Genomic DNA, 16977 nt, shown 5'->3' with positions numbered 1-16977 from the left:
GATGGTCCATGAAGGGCTTGCTATAAGCGCGGTCCGCAACTTCACGAGCTTTGGACCGTATAGGCCCGCGGCGTTGCGAAGTCGTCTAAAGACGAAGGCGCTCTGTGAGCCGATCCTCGACGTGGATCGGCTCCCATGCTGGCGGAAGCGCTCAAATTGAAACGCAAACGTCCAGGCCAACTGCGGCCCGGGAGAATAGTAGCGAAGACGGGTATCGCTGGATTTCGCAGGGCGCAGACGCAATGACGCTTCCAAGCGGCCGCGCGAGGTCAAGCACGCTATGCTGTATTCAGGTCAGGCGATTGACGTCGAAATCGTGGCGGCGGGAAAGGAATGGAATTTTAGCAACCGTGCCGGCGCGTTATCGGAAACATCACGTTCCGGGTTAAGTTGCTCTGCGACAGAAAAGCAGAGCTTCCGATGCAGTGGGACTGGGCGATGCAGCGAACCCAGCTATATTGGTGAACCACAGCCTCAAAAGTGGATTTGGGGCTTTGAGCTGCTGCCGGCTTGATGGACGCCGGGTTAAGCTAATGCCCCCCTGCGCTCGAACTCAACTGGGCTGAGATAACCGATGGTCGAGTGCCTGCGGGTCGTGTTGTAGAATCTTTCGATGTAGTCGAACACATCGGATCGTGCCTCATCTCTGGTCCTGTAGATCTTGTTGGCGGTCCGTTCGGTCTTGAGCGATGAGAAGAAGCTCTCCATCGCCGCATTGTCCCAGACATTGCCGGAACGGCTCATGCTGCAGCCGATGCTGTTGTTTAATAGGGAATTCCCTGTTCTCGAACGGCTTTTTCCCTGTTCGCTTGATCAGGGAATCCGCGAATAAACGCCTCCGGCACAGGGAGTTCTCGTCGTTAATATCTTCGCGAAGGGGAAAAATCGCGAAATTCCCTGAAAAATTCCCTGTTTGCAGGGAAATTGCCCGGAGACGGCTGCGATCAGCACTGCGCCCCCAGCCATATACAAGATACTGGATTTTGTTGTGAAAATAGCCTTGCTCAAGGCGGCATTTCTCGCGCATTTGGAAATTCCGTTTGCAATTCTGTGCTGGTTTCGTTTTTGGTCGAAGGGATTGTCGCGCGTTGAACGTCGCTCAACTTGTCAAAATACTAATTGAGCGGATGACTGCGCGTTGCAAGTTTCCGACCGCAGCCGTCGACGCCGCGTGCGGGATCGACGGTTGCAGAACCCGCCGTGTTTTGTAGCGTTCAACGAAGCGCGAAGTCTATCCTTGAGATCGGGCGCAAGCCTTCGAAATTGGGGAGGTCTGCGCTTCGTCTCGAGGTGATGCTGCTCCATCAGCATTCTGCTGATCGAGTTCCTTCTGTGCCAAGAGATGTGCGTGCCACTTGCGGGTCGCAGCCAACGCTCGCATCATCGTCTCCTTGGCATAGCCGCGATAGGCCTGTGCGGTCTTGTGGCCCGAGAGCGCACGACCTTGGCCGTCTGTCAGCTCCGCTTCCTCGAGTTTGGTCATGCCGCCGTGTCGACAGGAATCAAGCGTGAACAGCTTTGACACGCCGTCGATCTTCTTGCGCATCTGCTGCACTACTTTTCCATGCCAGGGTAGGACCACACTTTGGCATCGCCCTTGCATTCACCCTTTTGGATCCGACGCATAATCATCGGGACGCCAAGCTTTAGCAGATGACTCAAAACGTCCTCCGCTTCGGCATAAAACTTGATGGTCTCACCATCGAGAGTCTCTTCGAGCGGATGCCAGACCAGCGCTTTATTCTTGTGGTGCTCGATGCGTACAGCGTTTGGCCAGTTCTTGCTGCGGTAGTCCGGCCACGTCAAAAACCCGGCCAATACGTTCTCCGGCCGTTGCAGCCATGCAAGGCAGATCACCGCGACGGCTGCGGGTTCAGGTCGCCCTTCTTTGGCGCAGCCCCATGCAAATTCATAAACCTCTTCTCTAGAGTTCTGCCGAATCTATTCTGTCGGTCGAACCATCGCTTACCGGGAAATGGGTGCCGATCGCCTTCCAGCGATCAGGTCGGACGGAGAACGCTGATCCGTGTCGAAGACGCTGAAGCTTGGCTGGCAAGCCGGCCAAGCTTTCACAACCGACAACCGGAACGCGGTCAATGACAATACATGTCCCACCGCTGGACTGCGAGTGGTCAGATCCGATTTCGGCTAGCCTGCAGAGGCACCCGATTGCCGACCTCACTGCGCCCGCGCGGTTCGCTCGGTATCGCCGCATCGACCGGATCTACGCTGAGTTCCCCCGAGTTGATGAAGATCGCGGTATATGTCGAAGACAACTTAGGGGAGCCAATCAAGCTAAGCGTCTCCCATTTTGCGCGCCTGTTCAAACTAAGCACTGGCGTCACTGCGATGAGTTTCGTGGAACAGTGCCGGGTTCGTCGCGCCCAGACCTTGATCCATGATCGTGATTTGCCTTTGGTCGAAGTGGCGCTGATTACCGGGTTTTCCGACCAAGCCATTTCACGCGACGCTATCGTCTATACGCCGGCTGCACGGCTGCCGCTTTTGCGCGTGAGCATGGGCGCAGGCGTGCCGCACAGCGGTTCCACCACTCGCCCTAGGTGGTCAACTCGCTGGCGTCACCAATCGATACTCTGACGGAGGAGGCCCGCTTTCCTCGTTGACTGAGATCACCTTGAACAGTGAAGGTCCTTTTTCGCTTCCCGACTACCACGAAGAAGCCTTTCAACTCGGTGTCGCGAGCCAGATACCAGCCGTCTTCAGGAGTCGGCAGCTGAGCGATGGCCTTATCGCTGAGAGCAGTGCGAATGTCGGTCATGAGGGTCGACGTGAACTGCTAAACCGGTTTTCAAACGGTTTTGGCGAACTGAGCTGTTTGAAGGTCAGGGTTCGCTTTGCTGCGAAGCTGTGCGACGAGTCTCTGTAAATAAAAGACCTTTCTCGACTTCATCGTAGTGTAGCGCAGACTCAGAAATCGCAGAGAGGCTTCGGTGTTTTTGAACTCTTATTCAGCGGGTCCCAGGTTCGAGCCCTGGTGCGCCCAACATTGCGAAAGGCTTCTTCGTCAATTGCTTACGGGGGAAGTTGCCGAGAACAGCAAGGGTCTCGTGCGACGTTTCTCCATTCAGGGCCTCGCGGCCAGATGGCAGTGCGCCTTCTCTTTGTTTCCGTAGCTTCACCCATTCAGTACGGCGCCTTGATCCAAGGGTACATGCCAATCAGGGACCCGTCGTAGAATACGATACTAAAGCGCGATGAGATTTGGTTGAATCGTCATCGCGCTTTAGCCCTTTGTTTGCGCATGATCTTTTCGGAAAACCGCTTCGCACTTTTCCGAATCGTACTTTAGGGCGAGCAAAACGGACATTTGCCCAGCTCGCCGAAGTCGGTCATCGCTTGCCGCAGAGTGTGTGGAAGGCACGGCCTCCCCCTGTGCGATCCTAACGCTCAACTTTGGCCCTGAATAGACTTTCTCCCCTTCGACGGAAAATCGTGCGGCCGTCGCGACTTTCGCCGGCCGGAACGATGTAGGCCTCGCACTCCTGCTGCTGAAGGAGCTCCCCGCACATATCCCGCAACCGTTGGTTGGCCGGTCGTGATGGAAGCGCGCGAAAGCGCTTGAGGATGTCAAGCATGACGATGTGCTGTGGCGGGCATCTCCAGAACACCAGACATCCGCTCACACCCGCTCTGCAAAGCTCGCCAGCACCAAAAGCCGGACAGCCTCGGCGAACTGATGCACGCCCAACCGGTCCATCATACGTGAGCGGTGAACCTCGACCGTGCGCACACTGATACCAAGATTGAAGGCGATGACCTTGTTTTGCTGCCCCGCCACGAGAGCCTCAAGAACCTGCCGCTCGCGGGGACGGAGCGTGTTGATCAACTCCGCCGCCATGGCGATATCATCGGTCCGGCCTCTCGCTGCGCTGGTCTTCAGTGCGGACTCAATCGCCGCTATCAGGGCGTCGTCGCCGTAGGGCTTTTCAATGAAGTCCACGGCTCCCGCCTTCATCGCTCGGACCGCGGTCTGCACATCACCTTGAGCCGTCACTACAATAACTGGCAAGTCCGGGTTTATCGATCGAAGGCGAGCATGAACCTCGAAGCCGTCCATCTCCGGCATACGAAGATCCAGCAGGACGCAGCCCCCGAGCAAGCTGCCCGCGACGTCGAGGAACGCTTTTGGCGTTGCATACGACGCCACCTGGAAGCCGACCGCATCCATCAGGCGCTCCAGAGATCGGCGGATCGCCGGGTCGTCATCAACAATGTAAATGAACCGTTCGGCAGCCATCGATCGCCTCATCGTTACGGCGGGACGGGCAGCGTCACGCGAAAGATCGCCCCGCCGCCGCAATTGGGCTCATATCCCAGCTTTCCGCGATGGGCCTCGACGATCGAGCGGCAGATCGAAAGTCCCAGCCCCATGCCATCGACTTTTGTGGTGTGGAATGGCTTGAAGAGGTGTTCGACAATATTGTCCGGCAGGCCCGAGCCACGATCCGCAACAGTGATCTCAATCCACTTGTCACCGAGACGCGCGGTTACCACTTCCAACTCGCGCCACTCGCTCTGCACCATCGCCTCGTGCGCATTGCGTATCAGGTTGACCATGACCTGCTGCAGCTGAATTCTGTTTGCAAACACTACCTCGGCGCGCGGATCGAAGTTCAGCCGGACGTGCACGCGGTGCGGGCCGTTTCCCGCTGAGGCAAGATCACTGGCTTCACGGATCAGCTCCGGCAGGTTTTCGATGCGCATCTCCGTCGCGCCGTGGGTAACGAACTCTCGCAGCCGGCGAATGATCTCACCGGCGCGGAGCGCTTGCTCGGCGGCTTGGCCCAGGACACCGCGCACAGTGTCGACCCTGTGGGGTGCGTCGCTTGCCATCATCCGGCGCCCGGCGTTGACCAAATTAGTGACCGCGGTCAGCGGCTGGTTCAATTCATGTGCCAACGCCGCGGCCATCTGACCCGCTGCACTTAGCCGCGAGGCATGATGAAGCTCCGCTTGGAGCTGCTGCGCGCGGACATCCGCGCACCGCCGCTCCTCGGCTTCGAGCGTCAGTCGTTCGAGCGCTTCCGCCAATTCCGATGTCCGTTCGGTCACCCGCTGCTCCAACGACTCGTTGAGGCGTCGAAGATCACCCTCCAGCTGTTTCTGAGGCCTCAAATCGCGGCTGACAGTCGCCATGTTCGTAGGATGGCCCGTGCGCTTGTCGTCGATGCGGAACCAATCGACCAGGAATGGAATGATCTCCCCTGTTTTGAAGTGGCGGAAGTCGAGTTCTCCGAGCCAACGCCCGGTTCCCATCACCATTGGAAGCGCCTCGTGAAGCGCCCGAGTCCGCTCATGGGGGGCCATGAAATCGAAGATGCTCAGTCGCTGCACTTCCTCAGTGTCAGAAAGCCCGAGGAGGTCCAAGGCCGCCTTATTGACGTATTGCGGCGTGCCCTCTAGATCGGCGAAACCAATGAACTCGGACGACCGCTCAATCACGCTCACCAGGCGCCGTTGCTCCGCCTCCGCCTGCCGGCGTTGCATGGCGAGCGTTGCCTGGTTCGCCGCAATTCCGAGAAGAAGCCGGTGTGTTTCGCTCGGAAATTGCGGATTGAGGGAACCTGCAACGATCCTGGCGTTGCCGCCAAAGCCCATCGGCGCAGCCGCGATCCGTAATGTGCCCCTCCCGAGCGGGTTGTCGATCGCGGATATCTGCTCGCGGCTTCCGCGCCACGCACCGCGGAGGATGCGTTCAACGTGACCAGATGGCCGGGAGGACACCGTTTGGCTCGTGCGCACTACTTCGGCCGCAGCCTCGTCGCGCAGTCCCGGTACAGACACGCAAATGACGTCGGCATTGAGCATCGAAAGCATTGCGGCTGCCACGCTGTCGGCGATCTGCCGCGTATCGTAGTCCTTCCAGATTGCCGGCAGCGTCGAAAGCGCGACGAGATCGCGGATGCAGCGCCTGAGTTCTTGCGGCTCGGACAGCTCATCGACCCAAGGCATTTCGCCTGATCCAATCCACAACGCATACCGAAGCTCAGCCTGGATGACCGTTTTTACTCGGTTTGTCACGGAGCCGTCTGTCGGTTATCAAACTAAGGCTGGCTATTTTGTTCCAGCGGAGCTAATATCCCTCATTACTGAGCAATTGATGGCTTCAGTGACTGAGAGACGCTCCTGCGCTCCCGCCGAAACGGCAGAGGGAGCCTCGTCATGTCTCAGTCCCCCAACCGAATTCTCAACGCACTCCCGCAAAAGGTCTTTGCGGCCATAAAGCTCCACCTCAAGCCGGTGAAGCTGTCCTTTGCAGAGGTGGTCGCCGAAACCGATCAGTCGATCACACAAGTGTACTTCCCCTTCAGCGGAGTGGTGTCGCTGGTCGTCGATATGAGCGTAGGCGAAATGATCGAAACGGCGATGGTAGGACGCGACGGGGTGGTCAACGGCACGTCCGCGCTTGACGGCAGGACTGCGCTCCATAGAGGCATTGTCCAAGTTGCCGGTGAGGCGGCGGCGATCCACCCGAACGCTCTGCGACAGCTCGCCAAAGAATATGAACCTTTACACGCCATTCTCATTCGTCATGAGCAGGTGCTGCTCGCTCAGGTGCAGCAGTCGGCTGCCTGTAACGCAAGCCACTCGGTCGAAGCTCGCATGTGTCGCTGGCTGTTGCGCATGCGCGACCTGACAGGTTCTGAGGAGTTGATGCTGACGCAGGAGTTCCTCGCGCAGATGTTAGGCGTGCGGCGCACCAGCGTGTCAGTTGTGGCCGGGACCCTGCAAAAGGCCGGATTCATTCAATACAAGCGCGGCAATATCCGGCTCTTGGATGTGGAGCAATTATTGGAGGGTAGTTGCGAGTGCCATGCAACGGTCAAGCGTCACTACGAACGCATGCTGGCCATATGAATCCTTCTTGAAAAGCTCAACTGGACGGGATTGGGGCGGTCACGCGGGGGACTGACCAGGAAGATATCGGGCAACGCGCCTTGGTTACCGTCGGATTCCGCCGGCACGCACAGTGCAAATGATTACGTAGAATTACCTAATCTGCTTCGCCATCATCCTCTCTTACATTTCATTTGGCCGCGACAATATTGCCGCGGTACGGTCCGCGGAAGCGAAGGCGATGGCAAACCTCAAGGAGCCGCTCGACGCTGCAACTGGACAACAAATCGACGCCGTCCTGCAGCGGCTGAGAGATTCCCAGGATGTCGGTGCAGACCTGCTGCGGGTCGTCGATATCGCGATCGGAATAACCCACGCCGACATGGGTACGCTGCAGCGATTCGACGAAAAAGCCGACTGCCTGACAATTGCTGCCAGCCGCGGACTTTCCGGCAAAGTCCTGACATTTTTCAGTGTCGTACGCCGCGACAATAACACCACATGCGCTGCCGCGCTCACGCGGCGCATGCGGGTATTTGTTGAGGACGTATCGACGAGCTACCTGTTTGTGGGCACGCGCGAACTCGATGTACTGCGTGCCGATGGTATTGCTGCCGTACAATCGACGCCGCTCATCAGCAGCAATGGCCGCCTCTGGGGCGTTTTCACGACGCACTTCCGCGAACCGCAGATCGAGAGCGAGTACGATCATGCTCCACTGGATCGGCTCGCCGTCCAGGTCGCGAACACCCTGGAACAACGAGAGCGCCTGGTGCCGGGCCAGCACTTTCACGGCAAGCAGGCCCCAAAGGACCCTCAAACGGGAGGCTGACATGAATTCAACTGCCAAGCCCATTCCTTTTGGACGATCCATGCTTCGGGAGCACCGCCATGTCTGCGCGTTCTTCAGTTCGGCAGTGGAGGAATACGACGCTTTGGTGCCGTTCATCTGCGACGGTATCAACTGCGGCCAACGCGCGCATCATATCCTCCCGTCTCAGCACAGGGAGGATCACCTCAATTGGTTGCGCAGCGCCGGCATCGACGTGGAGAACGCGATTAAAAGCCGCCAGCTCGAAGTCGAGCCGTTGGAAAGCACTTATCTCAGGACCGGACGCTTCAACATGGACGACATGATCGTCGTGATCCAGGAGGCATTGAAGGCCGGCGCCGAGTTCGGCTTCCCGTTGACGCGGCTGATCGCGCACGCCGAAACGGTCGTGGACGACTGGAGTAGCGGCAATAAATGGGTTGAATACGAGATGCGCCTCAATGAGGTTTTGCCAAACTACGACGATCCCGTGATCTGCACTTACGACATTAACCTGCTGACCACACCGCTTGCAGTCGATATTTTGCGAACGCATCCTATGGTCGTCATTGGTGGGGTCCTGATTGAGAACTCGTTCTTCTCGAGCCCGCAGGATTTTATCCGAGAGGTGCAGTCGCGAACCGGACCAAACCAATCCTATCGGGCATAACTCGACGAAGCCTCAAGTTCTTGTTTGTCGAGAGCAGCCCTCGCTTCCTGACGATCGTCAATGACAAGAGGCCTCGCCGGATCAACCCTCCTTGTAGTCCCGGCGGCAGGACGGAGGCGATGATGATCAAACCCCCGTTTGCGACGGAACTCCACTCGGCGCTCAGGCGTTTCGCCCGATGCTAGAAATCAACAAGCCTCGTTCTCAGGGAGCAGCGGGCGAGGAGCTGCGAGGTTTCGTCCGCGTGCGTGGAGCACGCGAGCATAATTTGGAGAATATCGATCTCGCCATTCCCCGCGATGCCCTGGTGGTGTTTACCGGTGTGTCCGGCTCGGGCAAATCGTCGCTGGCCTTTGGAACGCTCTATGCGGAGGCGCAGCGGCGGTATCTCGAATCCGTCTCGCCTTATGCGCGGCGTCTCTTTCATCAGATGGCGGTTCCCGAGGTTGATGAAATCGATGGCTTGCCGCCGGCCGTTGCCTTGCAGCAGCAACGCGGGTCGCCCACCACGCGCTCGTCCGTCGGCAGCGTCACGACGCTGTCCAACCTGCTTCGAATGCTGTACTCGCGCGCCGGCGACTATCCACGGCAACAGGCGCATCTCGATGCCGAGGCGTTTTCGACCAATACGCCGGCGGGAGCCTGTCCCCGATGCCATGGGCTCGGTCGGGTCTACGAGGTAACCGAACGCTCGATGGTGCCGGATGATTCCAAAAGCATTCGTGAGCGCGCGATTGCAGCCTGGCCGCCCGCCTGGCATGGCGGCAACCTGCGCGACATGCTGACTTCGCTCGGTTACGACGTCGATCGTCCATGGCGAGAATTGCCGAAGAAAGCTCGCGACTGGATCCTGTATACCGACGAGCAACCGGTGGTTCCGGTTTATATCGGGTATGATGCAGACGAGGCGCGAAGGGCGATCAAACGCAAGGAGGAGCCCAGTTACCGAGGCAATTTCTCCAGCGCCAGGCGATATGTGCTGAACACCTTTGCCACCACCGAAAGTGCGTCGATCAAGAAGCGGGTATCGCGCTACATGGTAAGCACCGAATGCCCGCTCTGCCGTGGCAAGCGGCTTCGTCGCGAATCGCTGTCCGTCAAGTTCGCCGGACTCGATATTGCCGACATCTGCAGGATTCCGCTGGCAAGGCTCGCCGACCTCCTGCGTCCCTATGCGGAGGCCACCGCTCCGACCCTGACCAAGCTTAAGGCGCAGCATCCGGAGAAGGCGATGGTGGTGCAGCGGATCGCCGAGGACTTCGGCGGCCGCCTCACGGTTCTGCTTGACCTCGGACTAGGCTATCTTTCGCTGGAGCGGAGTACCCCGACGCTCTCTCCGGGCGAACTGCAGCGCCTACGACTGGCAACCCAAGTGCGCTCCAATCTGTTCGGCGTCGTCTATGTGCTCGACGAGCCGTCCGCCGGACTTCATCCCGCGGATACCGAGGCGCTTTTGACGGCGCTTGCCCGATTGAAAGCCTCCGGCAATTCGCTGTTTGTGGTCGAACACGAGATCGATGTGATCCGCCATGCGGATTGGGTTGTCGACGTCGGGCCTGGCGCCGGCGAACTTGGCGGCCAGGTGCTCTACAGCGGTCCGCTACAAGGGTTCAAGCAGGTCGAAGGTTCGCAAACCCGCCGTTACCTGTTCGGCGACGACATCGTGTCAGGCCGCACGCCGCGCTCGCCGAAGGGCTGGTTGCGATTGCGTGGCGTCAGTCGCAACAATCTCCACGACCTTGATGTCGATTTTCCGTTGGGGGTATTCACGACCGTGACTGGCGTGTCCGGCTCGGGCAAATCGAGCCTGGTGAGCCAGGCCCTGGTGGAATTGATTGCAAACACGCTAGGCCATGCGCTGCCGTCGATCGACGATGAAGGCGACGAGCTCGAGCGGACCGTCGTGACCACGCTCGGTGGCTGGATCGCGAGCGGAATGGAAGGTGTCTCGCGATTGGTGGTCGTCGACCAAAAGGCGATCGGCCGCACTCCGCGGTCCAACCTCGCGACGTATACAGGGCTGTTCGATCACGTTCGCAAGATCTTTGCAGCCACCAAGTCGGCGCGCGCCCGCCGCTACGACGCTGGACGCTTTTCCTTCAATGTCGCCAAAGGCCGCTGCGAGACCTGCGAGGGCGAAGGCTTTGTTTGCGTCGAATTGCTGTTCCTGCCCAGCGTGTATGCGCCGTGTCCAAGCTGTCATGGCGCTCGCTACAACGCCAAAACCCTTGAAATAAAATACCGCGACAAGAACATAGCCGCGGTCCTCGGAATGACGGTCGATACCGCCTTCGCGTTCTTTGCCGAGGAGGCGCAGGTACGCCGATCCCTCGATGTGCTACGACAGGTTGGCCTCGGCTATCTAAGACTTGGCCAGCCCGCGACAGAGCTTTCCGGCGGCGAAGCCCAGCGGATCAAACTTGCCACCGAGCTGCAGCGAACGCAGCGCGGCCAAACGCTCTACGTCCTTGACGAGCCCACCACGGGACTACACCCGGCTGATGTCGAGAAGCTCATCGCCCAACTCGACGGGCTGGTCGAAGCCGGCAACACAGTCATCGTGGTGGAGCATGATATGCGCGTTGCTGCCGGCAGCGACTGGGTCATGGATATCGGCCCAGGGGCAGGTGACGAAGGCGGTCGTGTGGTGGCGTTTGGCACCCCTGCCGAGGTCGCTGGATCGTCCAAAAGCCGAACCGCGCCGTACCTGTCGAGGTTCAGGGCCCGGCTCGCGGCCGACGCATCAACGTCCAATCGCCTCGCGGCACCTCAGTAAGCCACGCGCGTGCGCGCTGCCCTCGGACGGCTACCCAAACGACCACCACACCCTTACCCCGCCGACTTGTCCGCGATGATATCCAGTTTATGAATTTCCGGTGTGTTGTCGAACATGTCGCCCGCCTTGATCTTCTCCATCAAGGCGGCAGCGACCTTTCCATTGAGGTGCGCGTCGCGTCCGACCTCGTCGTCGAAGGTATCGAAGATCGCGAAGGAGGAGGGCCCTTCCTGAATGGCATACCATGAGATCGTCCCGGGTTCGGCGTTCACCAGTGGAACCGCCGACCGCAGAAAGTCCGCGACCTCTTTCTCCTTGCCGGGCTTGGCCACAAGCGGAACGTACAGCGCGAATTTTGTCATTCTACTCTCCTGTTGTCGTCGTCGCGAGTATCAAATCAATTGCGATCTCAGGAACTTGTATCGCGGGCAAGCGCGCGCTGCATTGACCGATGTCAGTGTCGGCGAACGGGATCGTCCCATAGGTAGAAGAATTGAGTGGCGCGCGCTTGTCAAACTATCAAAAGCGAACGCATCGGCGGAATCGGCGTTCTCTTTCATCAAGCTGCCATCCCCGGCAAGTATTCTTGGTCGTTGGGTCTTTCACCTAGAATATGCCAGATCTCCATTTCGCCCGATCCCTTGACGTCTATCGTCCCGCGCGTTTCGCAGACGAAGTCATCCTTGATCAGTTCGTAAGTTGCGTGTGTGATCTGAATGGCTTCGCTCTGGCCGTAAGATTCCATACGACTGGCCATGTTCACAGCATCGCCCCACAGATCATAGATGAACTTCTTCCGGCCGATGATCCCGGCCACTACCGGGCCTGAGTTCATGCCGATGCGGAATGTCAATCGCCTGCCGCCGAAATCACGCGCGGCCACACAAGCTTGCATCTCGAGCGCCAGGCGCGCCAGAGCGTGGGCATGGTCGGCACGCGGGCGCGGCACGCCGGCGACCACCATATAGCAGTCGCCGATCGTCTTGATCTTCTCCAACTGATATTTATCGACCAGCAAGTCGAAGCACATGAAGACCTCGTCGAGCAGCCCGACCAGTTCCATGGGCGACATGGACCGAGCCAGCGGGGTAAACTGCACCACATCGGCGAATAAGATACTCGCCGCGTCGTACTGATCGGCGATCGTGCGGTACTCACCTTTCAGTATGTTGGAGATCTCGATTGGCAAGATATTCAACAGCAGCATTTCGGATCGTGCCTGGAACCTGTTTTTCTTGTCGACGAAATAGTAAAGCATCGCAAAGGCAATACTCAGGACGCAACCAATATTCAGTATGTAGAAGAAAGTGACCATCGACAAAGACAGGGAGGCAGAGCCGTCGGAGGATTGCAGGAGCGCGCTGCTGGCGAGCAGGACGAGGAAGGCCCAGAACCAACGGGAGGCGGTTCGAAGATCATGGACGACAAGGGCGCCCAAAGGACAAAGCGTGGACCAAAGGATTACGGCACTTGAATTGTGGAAGCCGCCGAGACTTATCGTCATCAGCCAAGGCAGAAGCAGGATCAGCGCCAGCTGGGTGAACCGATAGACCTGGTAGCGGCGAAACATGCCGAACAGAAAGGTGTTGGCCAGCGACAATGCGCTATACGCCGCGGGAATGCTGCCGGCGGCCCGTGCTCCGACGCCAATATAAACGAGACCCCACAGTGCTGCTGCGACGGCGGATGTCAACACAACGCTGACGAGTATCATTTTCTGCAGCGCAACGTCGTCGCTGTCGCGTCGGTCAACGCCTATCTTGGCGATCAGGGGGATCCACATACGAAAGCCGGCCTCTAAGGGCATAGGTTACGGAACCACAGTAATATCGGGGAATCGGGCCCAGACGCGGCGTCGGCCAGTCAGGGATCGGAGATTATGCGTCGACATGGCACTAGCCCCATCCGTCGCGCGCGGACGCGCAAGATCGTCGTCGCGACGTTCGTGACTCCGAGATTGTCGGCCTGGTCCTGAACGTCGGCCGATCGCGCACCTACATCAGCTTCTCCATCGTGATCGGCAGCTCGCGCACCCGCTTGCCGGTGGCATGGAATACGGCATTGGCGATAGCAGCGGCGGCGCCGACGACGCCGATTTCACCAACTGTCTTGCCGCCAAGGGCGCTGGCGTGAAAGTCCGGCTCGCCGACTGAAATGACCTCGATATCAGGCACGTCGGCATTCACCGGCACGACGTATTCGGCAAGGTTGTTGTTGGTGATTCGCGAATAGCGGCGATCGATGTGTATGGCTTCGAGAAGCGCTTCTCCCATTCCCATGATCATGCCACCCTTCCACTGACTTTCCGCGAGCCTCGGATTGTACAGCCTGCCGCAATCGAAAGCTCCGAGCATCCGGCGGACACGCACGGTTCCATAGTCCTCGTCGACACGAACCTCCACGAATTGCGCACACCATGCATAAGTCGCGTGGGTCGCTGACGGCGGGCCCATATATTTGAAGCTATCGTAGGCGTCGCGCTGCTCTGTTTCGGACGATGCCTTGTCGGCCGGCATGGTGTTGCGCGTGACCTCGATCCGATCGCGACCGACCATTCGCATCAGCTCGACGATCGTGACGGCGTCGGCGGAGCCATCCGTTGGCGCGATCATTCCATCCTTGATCGTGAAGTCGTTCACGCGCTTGGCCTTGAACGGTGAACCAGCATGACTGGACGCGAGCGTCAACAGCTCCTCGCGGGCGGCGCGGGCGGTCTTATCCACGGCGCCGGTGAGAAGATTGGCAATCTGTGAAACGCCGGCCACCGGTGCGCGGGGCAGGCTGGTGTCGCCGAGACGAACGCGCACCTGCTCGAACGACACGCCGAGCGCGTCGGCTGCCGTCTGAGCAAGGATGGTGTAGGTACCGCCCCCGATGTCCGGGCCGCTCGATGCAACATGGACCGAACCATCGGCGGCAATCGTGACCCTCGCCTCGCCGGGCGTGTGCACGTTCGGAAACGCTCCTCCCGCCATGCCCCATCCGATCAATTCGCGGCCATCCCGCATCGAACGCGGCTCCAGCGAGCGTCGCTCCCAGCCAAATGCCCGCGCGCCGGCTTCATAGGCTTCGCGGAGCCGGCGGGTCGACCAGGGTTTCGCCGATTCAGGGTCCTGACTGGCATAGTTGCGCAGCCGCAATTCGATCGGATCGAGTTTGAGCTTGTAGGCAAGTTCATCCATTGCGCTTTCGAGCGCATAGGCACCGATCGCTTCTCCGGGCGCGCGCTTCCAACTTGGAGTAAAGGAACTGACCCGCACCAGTTTCTGAGTCGAACTCAGGTTCGGCACGGCATACATGACCCTGGCGGTGGCCGCGCCACCCTCGACATAATCGTCATCGACGGAGGTCTCACTGGTGTTCTCGTGAATGAGCACCTGCAGCTTTCCGTCCTCGCTCGCACCGAGCGTCAGCTTCTGCCGTATCGCGGGCCGCAAGCCGTTGCCGGTGAAGTTCTGCGGACGCGACAACGCCAGCTTGACGGGTCGTCGCATTTCGCGAGCAGCCATCGCCGCGAGCAGCGAGTCGGCGTGAGCTGTGACCTTGACCCCGAAGCCGCCGCCCACGAACGGTGAAATGACGCGCACCTTCTCCATCGGAATGGCAAACCATTCGGAGAATGCCCTTCGTGCGCCCTGTGCCCATTGGCTCGGCATCCAAACGGTCAGGGCGCCGTCATCGTCCCAGGTTGCGATTGCTCCAAGCGGTTCCATCGGACAGGAATATTCGCGCGGCGTGGTGTAGACGACGTCCATGCGCACCGCTGCCGCCGCGAGCGCACCCTTTGCGTCGCCCCGGGCCGGACCCGACGACGGCGCCCCGGGGACGTCGATCGATGTAGCCGCTGGATCATCGATGTCGGCGACGGCCAGTTCGGTCTCGTAGTCGATCCGCACGCGGCCCGCAGCCTCCGTCGCATGTTCGAAGCTATCGGCGACCACGAGGGCAATGGGTTGACCGTTGTACCGGATGCGAGCGTCCTGGAGCGGCAAGAAGCTCTCCATGACGCTACCTGCTGGAACCATGGGACAGCTCTTGAGCGGCAGGGCATCGGCATGGGTCAAGATCCGCAGCACACCCGGCATCGTCCGGGCCACGGCAAGATCGATCTTCCCGATGCGCCCCGACGGCACGGTGCTCTCGACAATCACAGCATGGACAACGCCTGCCAGATTGTGTTCGAGAGCGTAGTCGGCTTGCCCGGTAACTTTCGCGACGCCATCAACCCGCGCGATGCGACGTCCGAGAAACGTTCCGTTGCTCTTCAGCGATTCAGACTCGTTGACAGCCATCAGGCGATCCCTCCAACGGTCAGTAGCGCACGCGCGACGACGCGGGGAGCCAATTCGATCTTGAAGCGGCTTTCGCCATGGTCGACGGCACCCTCGGTGGCCAGGCGACTTGCGGCCCGCACAGTCGCTTCGTCGAAAGTACGTCCGACAAGCGCCGCTTCGACGGCACGAGCCCGCCACGGCTTCGTGGCGATACCGCCGAGCGCGATCCTGACGTCACGGACGGTGCGACCGTCCGCTTCGAGTTCCAGGCCGACAGCGGCGCTTGCGGCCGCAAACTCGTACGACTCGCGGTCGCGCACCTTGAGGTAATGCGAGCGGCGCAGCGCGGCGGAGGTCGGAATCTCGACCGCGACGATCAACTCACCGGACGTGAGCGGGTGCTCAACATCGGGCGTGTCGCCGGGCAAGAGGAAGAAGTCATCGATCGGAACGGGACGTTGTGGCTTGCCATTCTCGACGTAAACAGCGGCGTCGAAGGCAACGAGAGCAACTGCAAAGTCGCCGGGGTTGGTAGCGATGCAGCTTGGACTCGTGCCCAAGACCGCATGCCCGCGGTTGACGCCCTCGAGTGCAGCGCAGCCCGAACCGGGATCGCGTTTGTTGCAGGCGCCATAGACCGCCGGCTCCCGGAAATAGCTGCAGCGTGTCCGCTGCATGAGATTGCCACCGATCGTGGCCATGTTGCGCAGTTGGGCCGAGGCGCCGCGCCACAGCGATTCCGACAAAACCGGAAACTCCTTCCGGATTATCGGATGATCGGCGACATCGCTCATTCTTGAGAGAGCGCCAATCCGCACGCGCGCCGGACCAGCCTCGATGGTATCGAGGCCCGGCAAGCGCGTAATGTCGATGAGCGCAGCAGGAACCTCCACCCCGCATTTCATGAGGTCGACCATGGTGGTACCGCCAGCGAGGAAGCGGGAGCCAGCCTGATCGGCAACGGCCCTCAGCGCGTCGGGAATAGCGGTGGCCCGAACATATTCGAAATTGTTCATCGTCCTCGCCCCTCTGCAGAATCGATCGCCTGCGCCGCATCGCGCACAGCTGCGACAATGTGCGGATAGGCGCCACAACGGCACAGATTGCCGGACATATATTCGCGGATGCTCGTGTCCGAGACGGTTCGGCCTTCGTTAATACAGGCGACAGCCGACATGATCTGACCGGGCGTGCAGTATCCGCACTGGAAGGCATCGTGGCGGATGAACGCTTCCTGCACCGGGTGCAGGCTGCCGTTGACCGCCAAACCCTCGATTGTGGTAATCGCCAGCCCTTCGACCTGGGACGCAAGCGTCAGGCAAGCGAGGACGCGCCGTCCATCGACGTGAACCGTGCAGGCGCCGCACTGGCCCTGATCGCATCCTTTCTTGGTACCATAGAGGTGCGTATATTCACGCAACGCATCCAACAGCGTGACCCGCGGCTCGATCTGCAGCAGATGCTCGGAGCCGTTGATGCGAAGTCTGACCCCTGCGTCCGTGATGGATGATTTCGCCATGGCTCGAACTCCTGTAATGACCGTTGCGCGCAGAACAGCCGGTCGATTTCGAAGGCCTCATACCACTCT

General features: G+C 59.7%; 14 protein-coding genes and 1 pseudogene. 5 read left to right on the top strand and 10 right to left on the bottom strand.

Annotated features, from left to right (window positions below):
* Window positions 1-525: 525 nt before the first annotated feature.
* The 3 genes and pseudogenes from ACTUWL_RS06750 to ACTUWL_RS06740 form a co-directional block, all read right to left on the bottom strand.
* Window positions 526-756: pseudogene (locus tag ACTUWL_RS06750) on the bottom strand (IS3 family transposase); the annotation flags it as partial.
* Window positions 757-1231: 475 nt separating this feature from the next.
* A complete protein-coding gene (locus tag ACTUWL_RS06745) occupies window positions 1232-1546 on the bottom strand; it encodes a hypothetical protein (protein ID WP_021076678.1) in 315 nt (104 codons plus the stop codon).
* Between the two features lie 8 nt (window positions 1547-1554).
* A complete protein-coding gene (locus tag ACTUWL_RS06740) occupies window positions 1555-1818 on the bottom strand; it encodes a hypothetical protein (RefSeq protein WP_021076677.1) in 264 nt (87 codons plus the stop codon).
* 351 nt (window positions 1819-2169) lie between these two features.
* Here ACTUWL_RS06740 and ACTUWL_RS06735 point away from each other — a divergent pair, with 351 nt between their 5' ends.
* Window positions 2170-2598, top strand: a complete 429-nt coding sequence (locus tag ACTUWL_RS06735; protein ID WP_199196600.1) for a helix-turn-helix domain-containing protein — start codon at window positions 2170-2172, stop codon at window positions 2596-2598.
* A gap of 1042 nt (window positions 2599-3640) precedes the next feature.
* Here the strand turns inward: ACTUWL_RS06735 and ACTUWL_RS06730 are convergent.
* Window positions 3641-4258, bottom strand: coding sequence for a response regulator transcription factor (locus ACTUWL_RS06730; protein ID WP_021076676.1), 618 nt, complete (start codon window positions 4256-4258; stop codon window positions 3641-3643).
* 14 nt (window positions 4259-4272) lie between these two features.
* Window positions 4273-5973: a sensor histidine kinase gene (locus ACTUWL_RS06725; protein ID WP_021076675.1), complete on the bottom strand. Its 1701-nt coding sequence runs from the start codon at window positions 5971-5973 to the stop codon at window positions 4273-4275.
* Between the two features lie 210 nt (window positions 5974-6183).
* Here ACTUWL_RS06725 and ACTUWL_RS06720 point away from each other — a divergent pair, with 210 nt between their 5' ends.
* The 4 genes from ACTUWL_RS06720 (at window position 6184) to uvrA (ending at window position 11115) form a co-directional block, all read left to right on the top strand.
* Window positions 6184-6879 carry a Crp/Fnr family transcriptional regulator gene (locus ACTUWL_RS06720; protein ID WP_021076674.1) on the top strand — a complete coding sequence of 232 codons (696 nt, stop codon included), beginning with the start codon at window positions 6184-6186 and terminating at the stop codon, window positions 6877-6879.
* A 220-nt stretch (window positions 6880-7099) separates the two neighbouring features.
* Window positions 7100-7690, top strand: a complete 591-nt coding sequence (locus ACTUWL_RS06715; RefSeq protein ID WP_021076673.1) for a GAF domain-containing protein — start codon at window positions 7100-7102, stop codon at window positions 7688-7690.
* 1 nt (window position 7691) lies between these two features.
* Window positions 7692-8339, top strand: a complete 648-nt coding sequence (locus ACTUWL_RS06710) for an MEDS domain-containing protein (RefSeq protein WP_021076672.1) — start codon at window positions 7692-7694, stop codon at window positions 8337-8339.
* A 178-nt stretch (window positions 8340-8517) separates the two neighbouring features.
* Window positions 8518-11115: an excinuclease ABC subunit UvrA gene (uvrA, locus tag ACTUWL_RS06705; protein WP_021076671.1), complete on the top strand. Its 2598-nt coding sequence runs from the start codon at window positions 8518-8520 to the stop codon at window positions 11113-11115.
* Between the two features lie 53 nt (window positions 11116-11168).
* Here uvrA and ACTUWL_RS06700 read toward each other — a convergent pair whose 3' ends face one another.
* The 5 genes from ACTUWL_RS06700 to ACTUWL_RS06680 all read right to left on the bottom strand — a co-directional run bounded on the left by ACTUWL_RS06700 (window position 11169) and on the right by ACTUWL_RS06680 (window position 16908).
* Window positions 11169-11477 carry a putative quinol monooxygenase gene (locus ACTUWL_RS06700; protein ID WP_021076670.1) on the bottom strand — a complete coding sequence of 103 codons (309 nt, stop codon included), beginning with the start codon at window positions 11475-11477 and terminating at the stop codon, window positions 11169-11171.
* Window positions 11478-11674: 197 nt separating this feature from the next.
* Window positions 11675-12898: an adenylate/guanylate cyclase domain-containing protein gene (locus ACTUWL_RS06695; RefSeq protein WP_021076669.1), complete on the bottom strand. Its 1224-nt coding sequence runs from the start codon at window positions 12896-12898 to the stop codon at window positions 11675-11677.
* Window positions 12899-13109: 211 nt separating this feature from the next.
* Window positions 13110-15407: a xanthine dehydrogenase family protein molybdopterin-binding subunit gene (locus ACTUWL_RS06690; protein WP_021076668.1), complete on the bottom strand. Its 2298-nt coding sequence runs from the start codon at window positions 15405-15407 to the stop codon at window positions 13110-13112.
* Window positions 15407-16405 (bottom strand): FAD binding domain-containing protein, encoded by a 999-nt coding sequence (locus ACTUWL_RS06685; protein ID WP_021076667.1) that lies wholly within the window; start codon window positions 16403-16405, stop codon window positions 15407-15409. Before ACTUWL_RS06685 ends, ACTUWL_RS06690 begins: the two co-directional genes overlap by 1 nt.
* Window positions 16402-16908, bottom strand: a complete 507-nt coding sequence (locus ACTUWL_RS06680; RefSeq protein WP_021076666.1) for a (2Fe-2S)-binding protein — start codon at window positions 16906-16908, stop codon at window positions 16402-16404. Before ACTUWL_RS06680 ends, ACTUWL_RS06685 begins: the two co-directional genes overlap by 4 nt.
* Between the last annotated feature and the right edge of the window lie 69 nt (window positions 16909-16977).

The organism is Bradyrhizobium sp. WCU1 (genome assembly GCF_053474805.1).
This window is presented reverse-complemented; position numbering and strand designations above follow the sequence as displayed.

Coding starts and splice junctions, on each gene's coding strand:
- ACTUWL_RS06745 (WP_021076678.1), bottom strand. CDS start 1,546: ATGCGCAAGAAGATCGACGGCGTGTCAAAGCTGTTCACGCTTGATTCC.
- ACTUWL_RS06730 (WP_021076676.1), bottom strand. CDS start 4,258: ATGGCTGCCGAACGGTTCATTTACATTGTTGATGACGACCCGGCGATC.
- ACTUWL_RS06725 (WP_021076675.1), bottom strand. CDS start 5,973: ATGCCTTGGGTCGATGAGCTGTCCGAGCCGCAAGAACTCAGGCGCTGC.
- ACTUWL_RS06720 (WP_021076674.1), top strand. CDS start 6,184: ATGTCTCAGTCCCCCAACCGAATTCTCAACGCACTCCCGCAAAAGGTC.
- ACTUWL_RS06715 (WP_021076673.1), top strand. CDS start 7,100: ATGGCAAACCTCAAGGAGCCGCTCGACGCTGCAACTGGACAACAAATC.
- ACTUWL_RS06710 (WP_021076672.1), top strand. CDS start 7,692: ATGAATTCAACTGCCAAGCCCATTCCTTTTGGACGATCCATGCTTCGG.
- uvrA (WP_021076671.1), top strand. CDS start 8,518: ATGCTAGAAATCAACAAGCCTCGTTCTCAGGGAGCAGCGGGCGAGGAG.
- ACTUWL_RS06700 (WP_021076670.1), bottom strand. CDS start 11,477: ATGACAAAATTCGCGCTGTACGTTCCGCTTGTGGCCAAGCCCGGCAAG.
- ACTUWL_RS06695 (WP_021076669.1), bottom strand. CDS start 12,898: ATGTGGATCCCCCTGATCGCCAAGATAGGCGTTGACCGACGCGACAGC.
- ACTUWL_RS06690 (WP_021076668.1), bottom strand. CDS start 15,407: ATGGCTGTCAACGAGTCTGAATCGCTGAAGAGCAACGGAACGTTTCTC.
- ACTUWL_RS06685 (WP_021076667.1), bottom strand. CDS start 16,405: ATGAACAATTTCGAATATGTTCGGGCCACCGCTATTCCCGACGCGCTG.
- ACTUWL_RS06680 (WP_021076666.1), bottom strand. CDS start 16,908: ATGGCGAAATCATCCATCACGGACGCAGGGGTCAGACTTCGCATCAAC.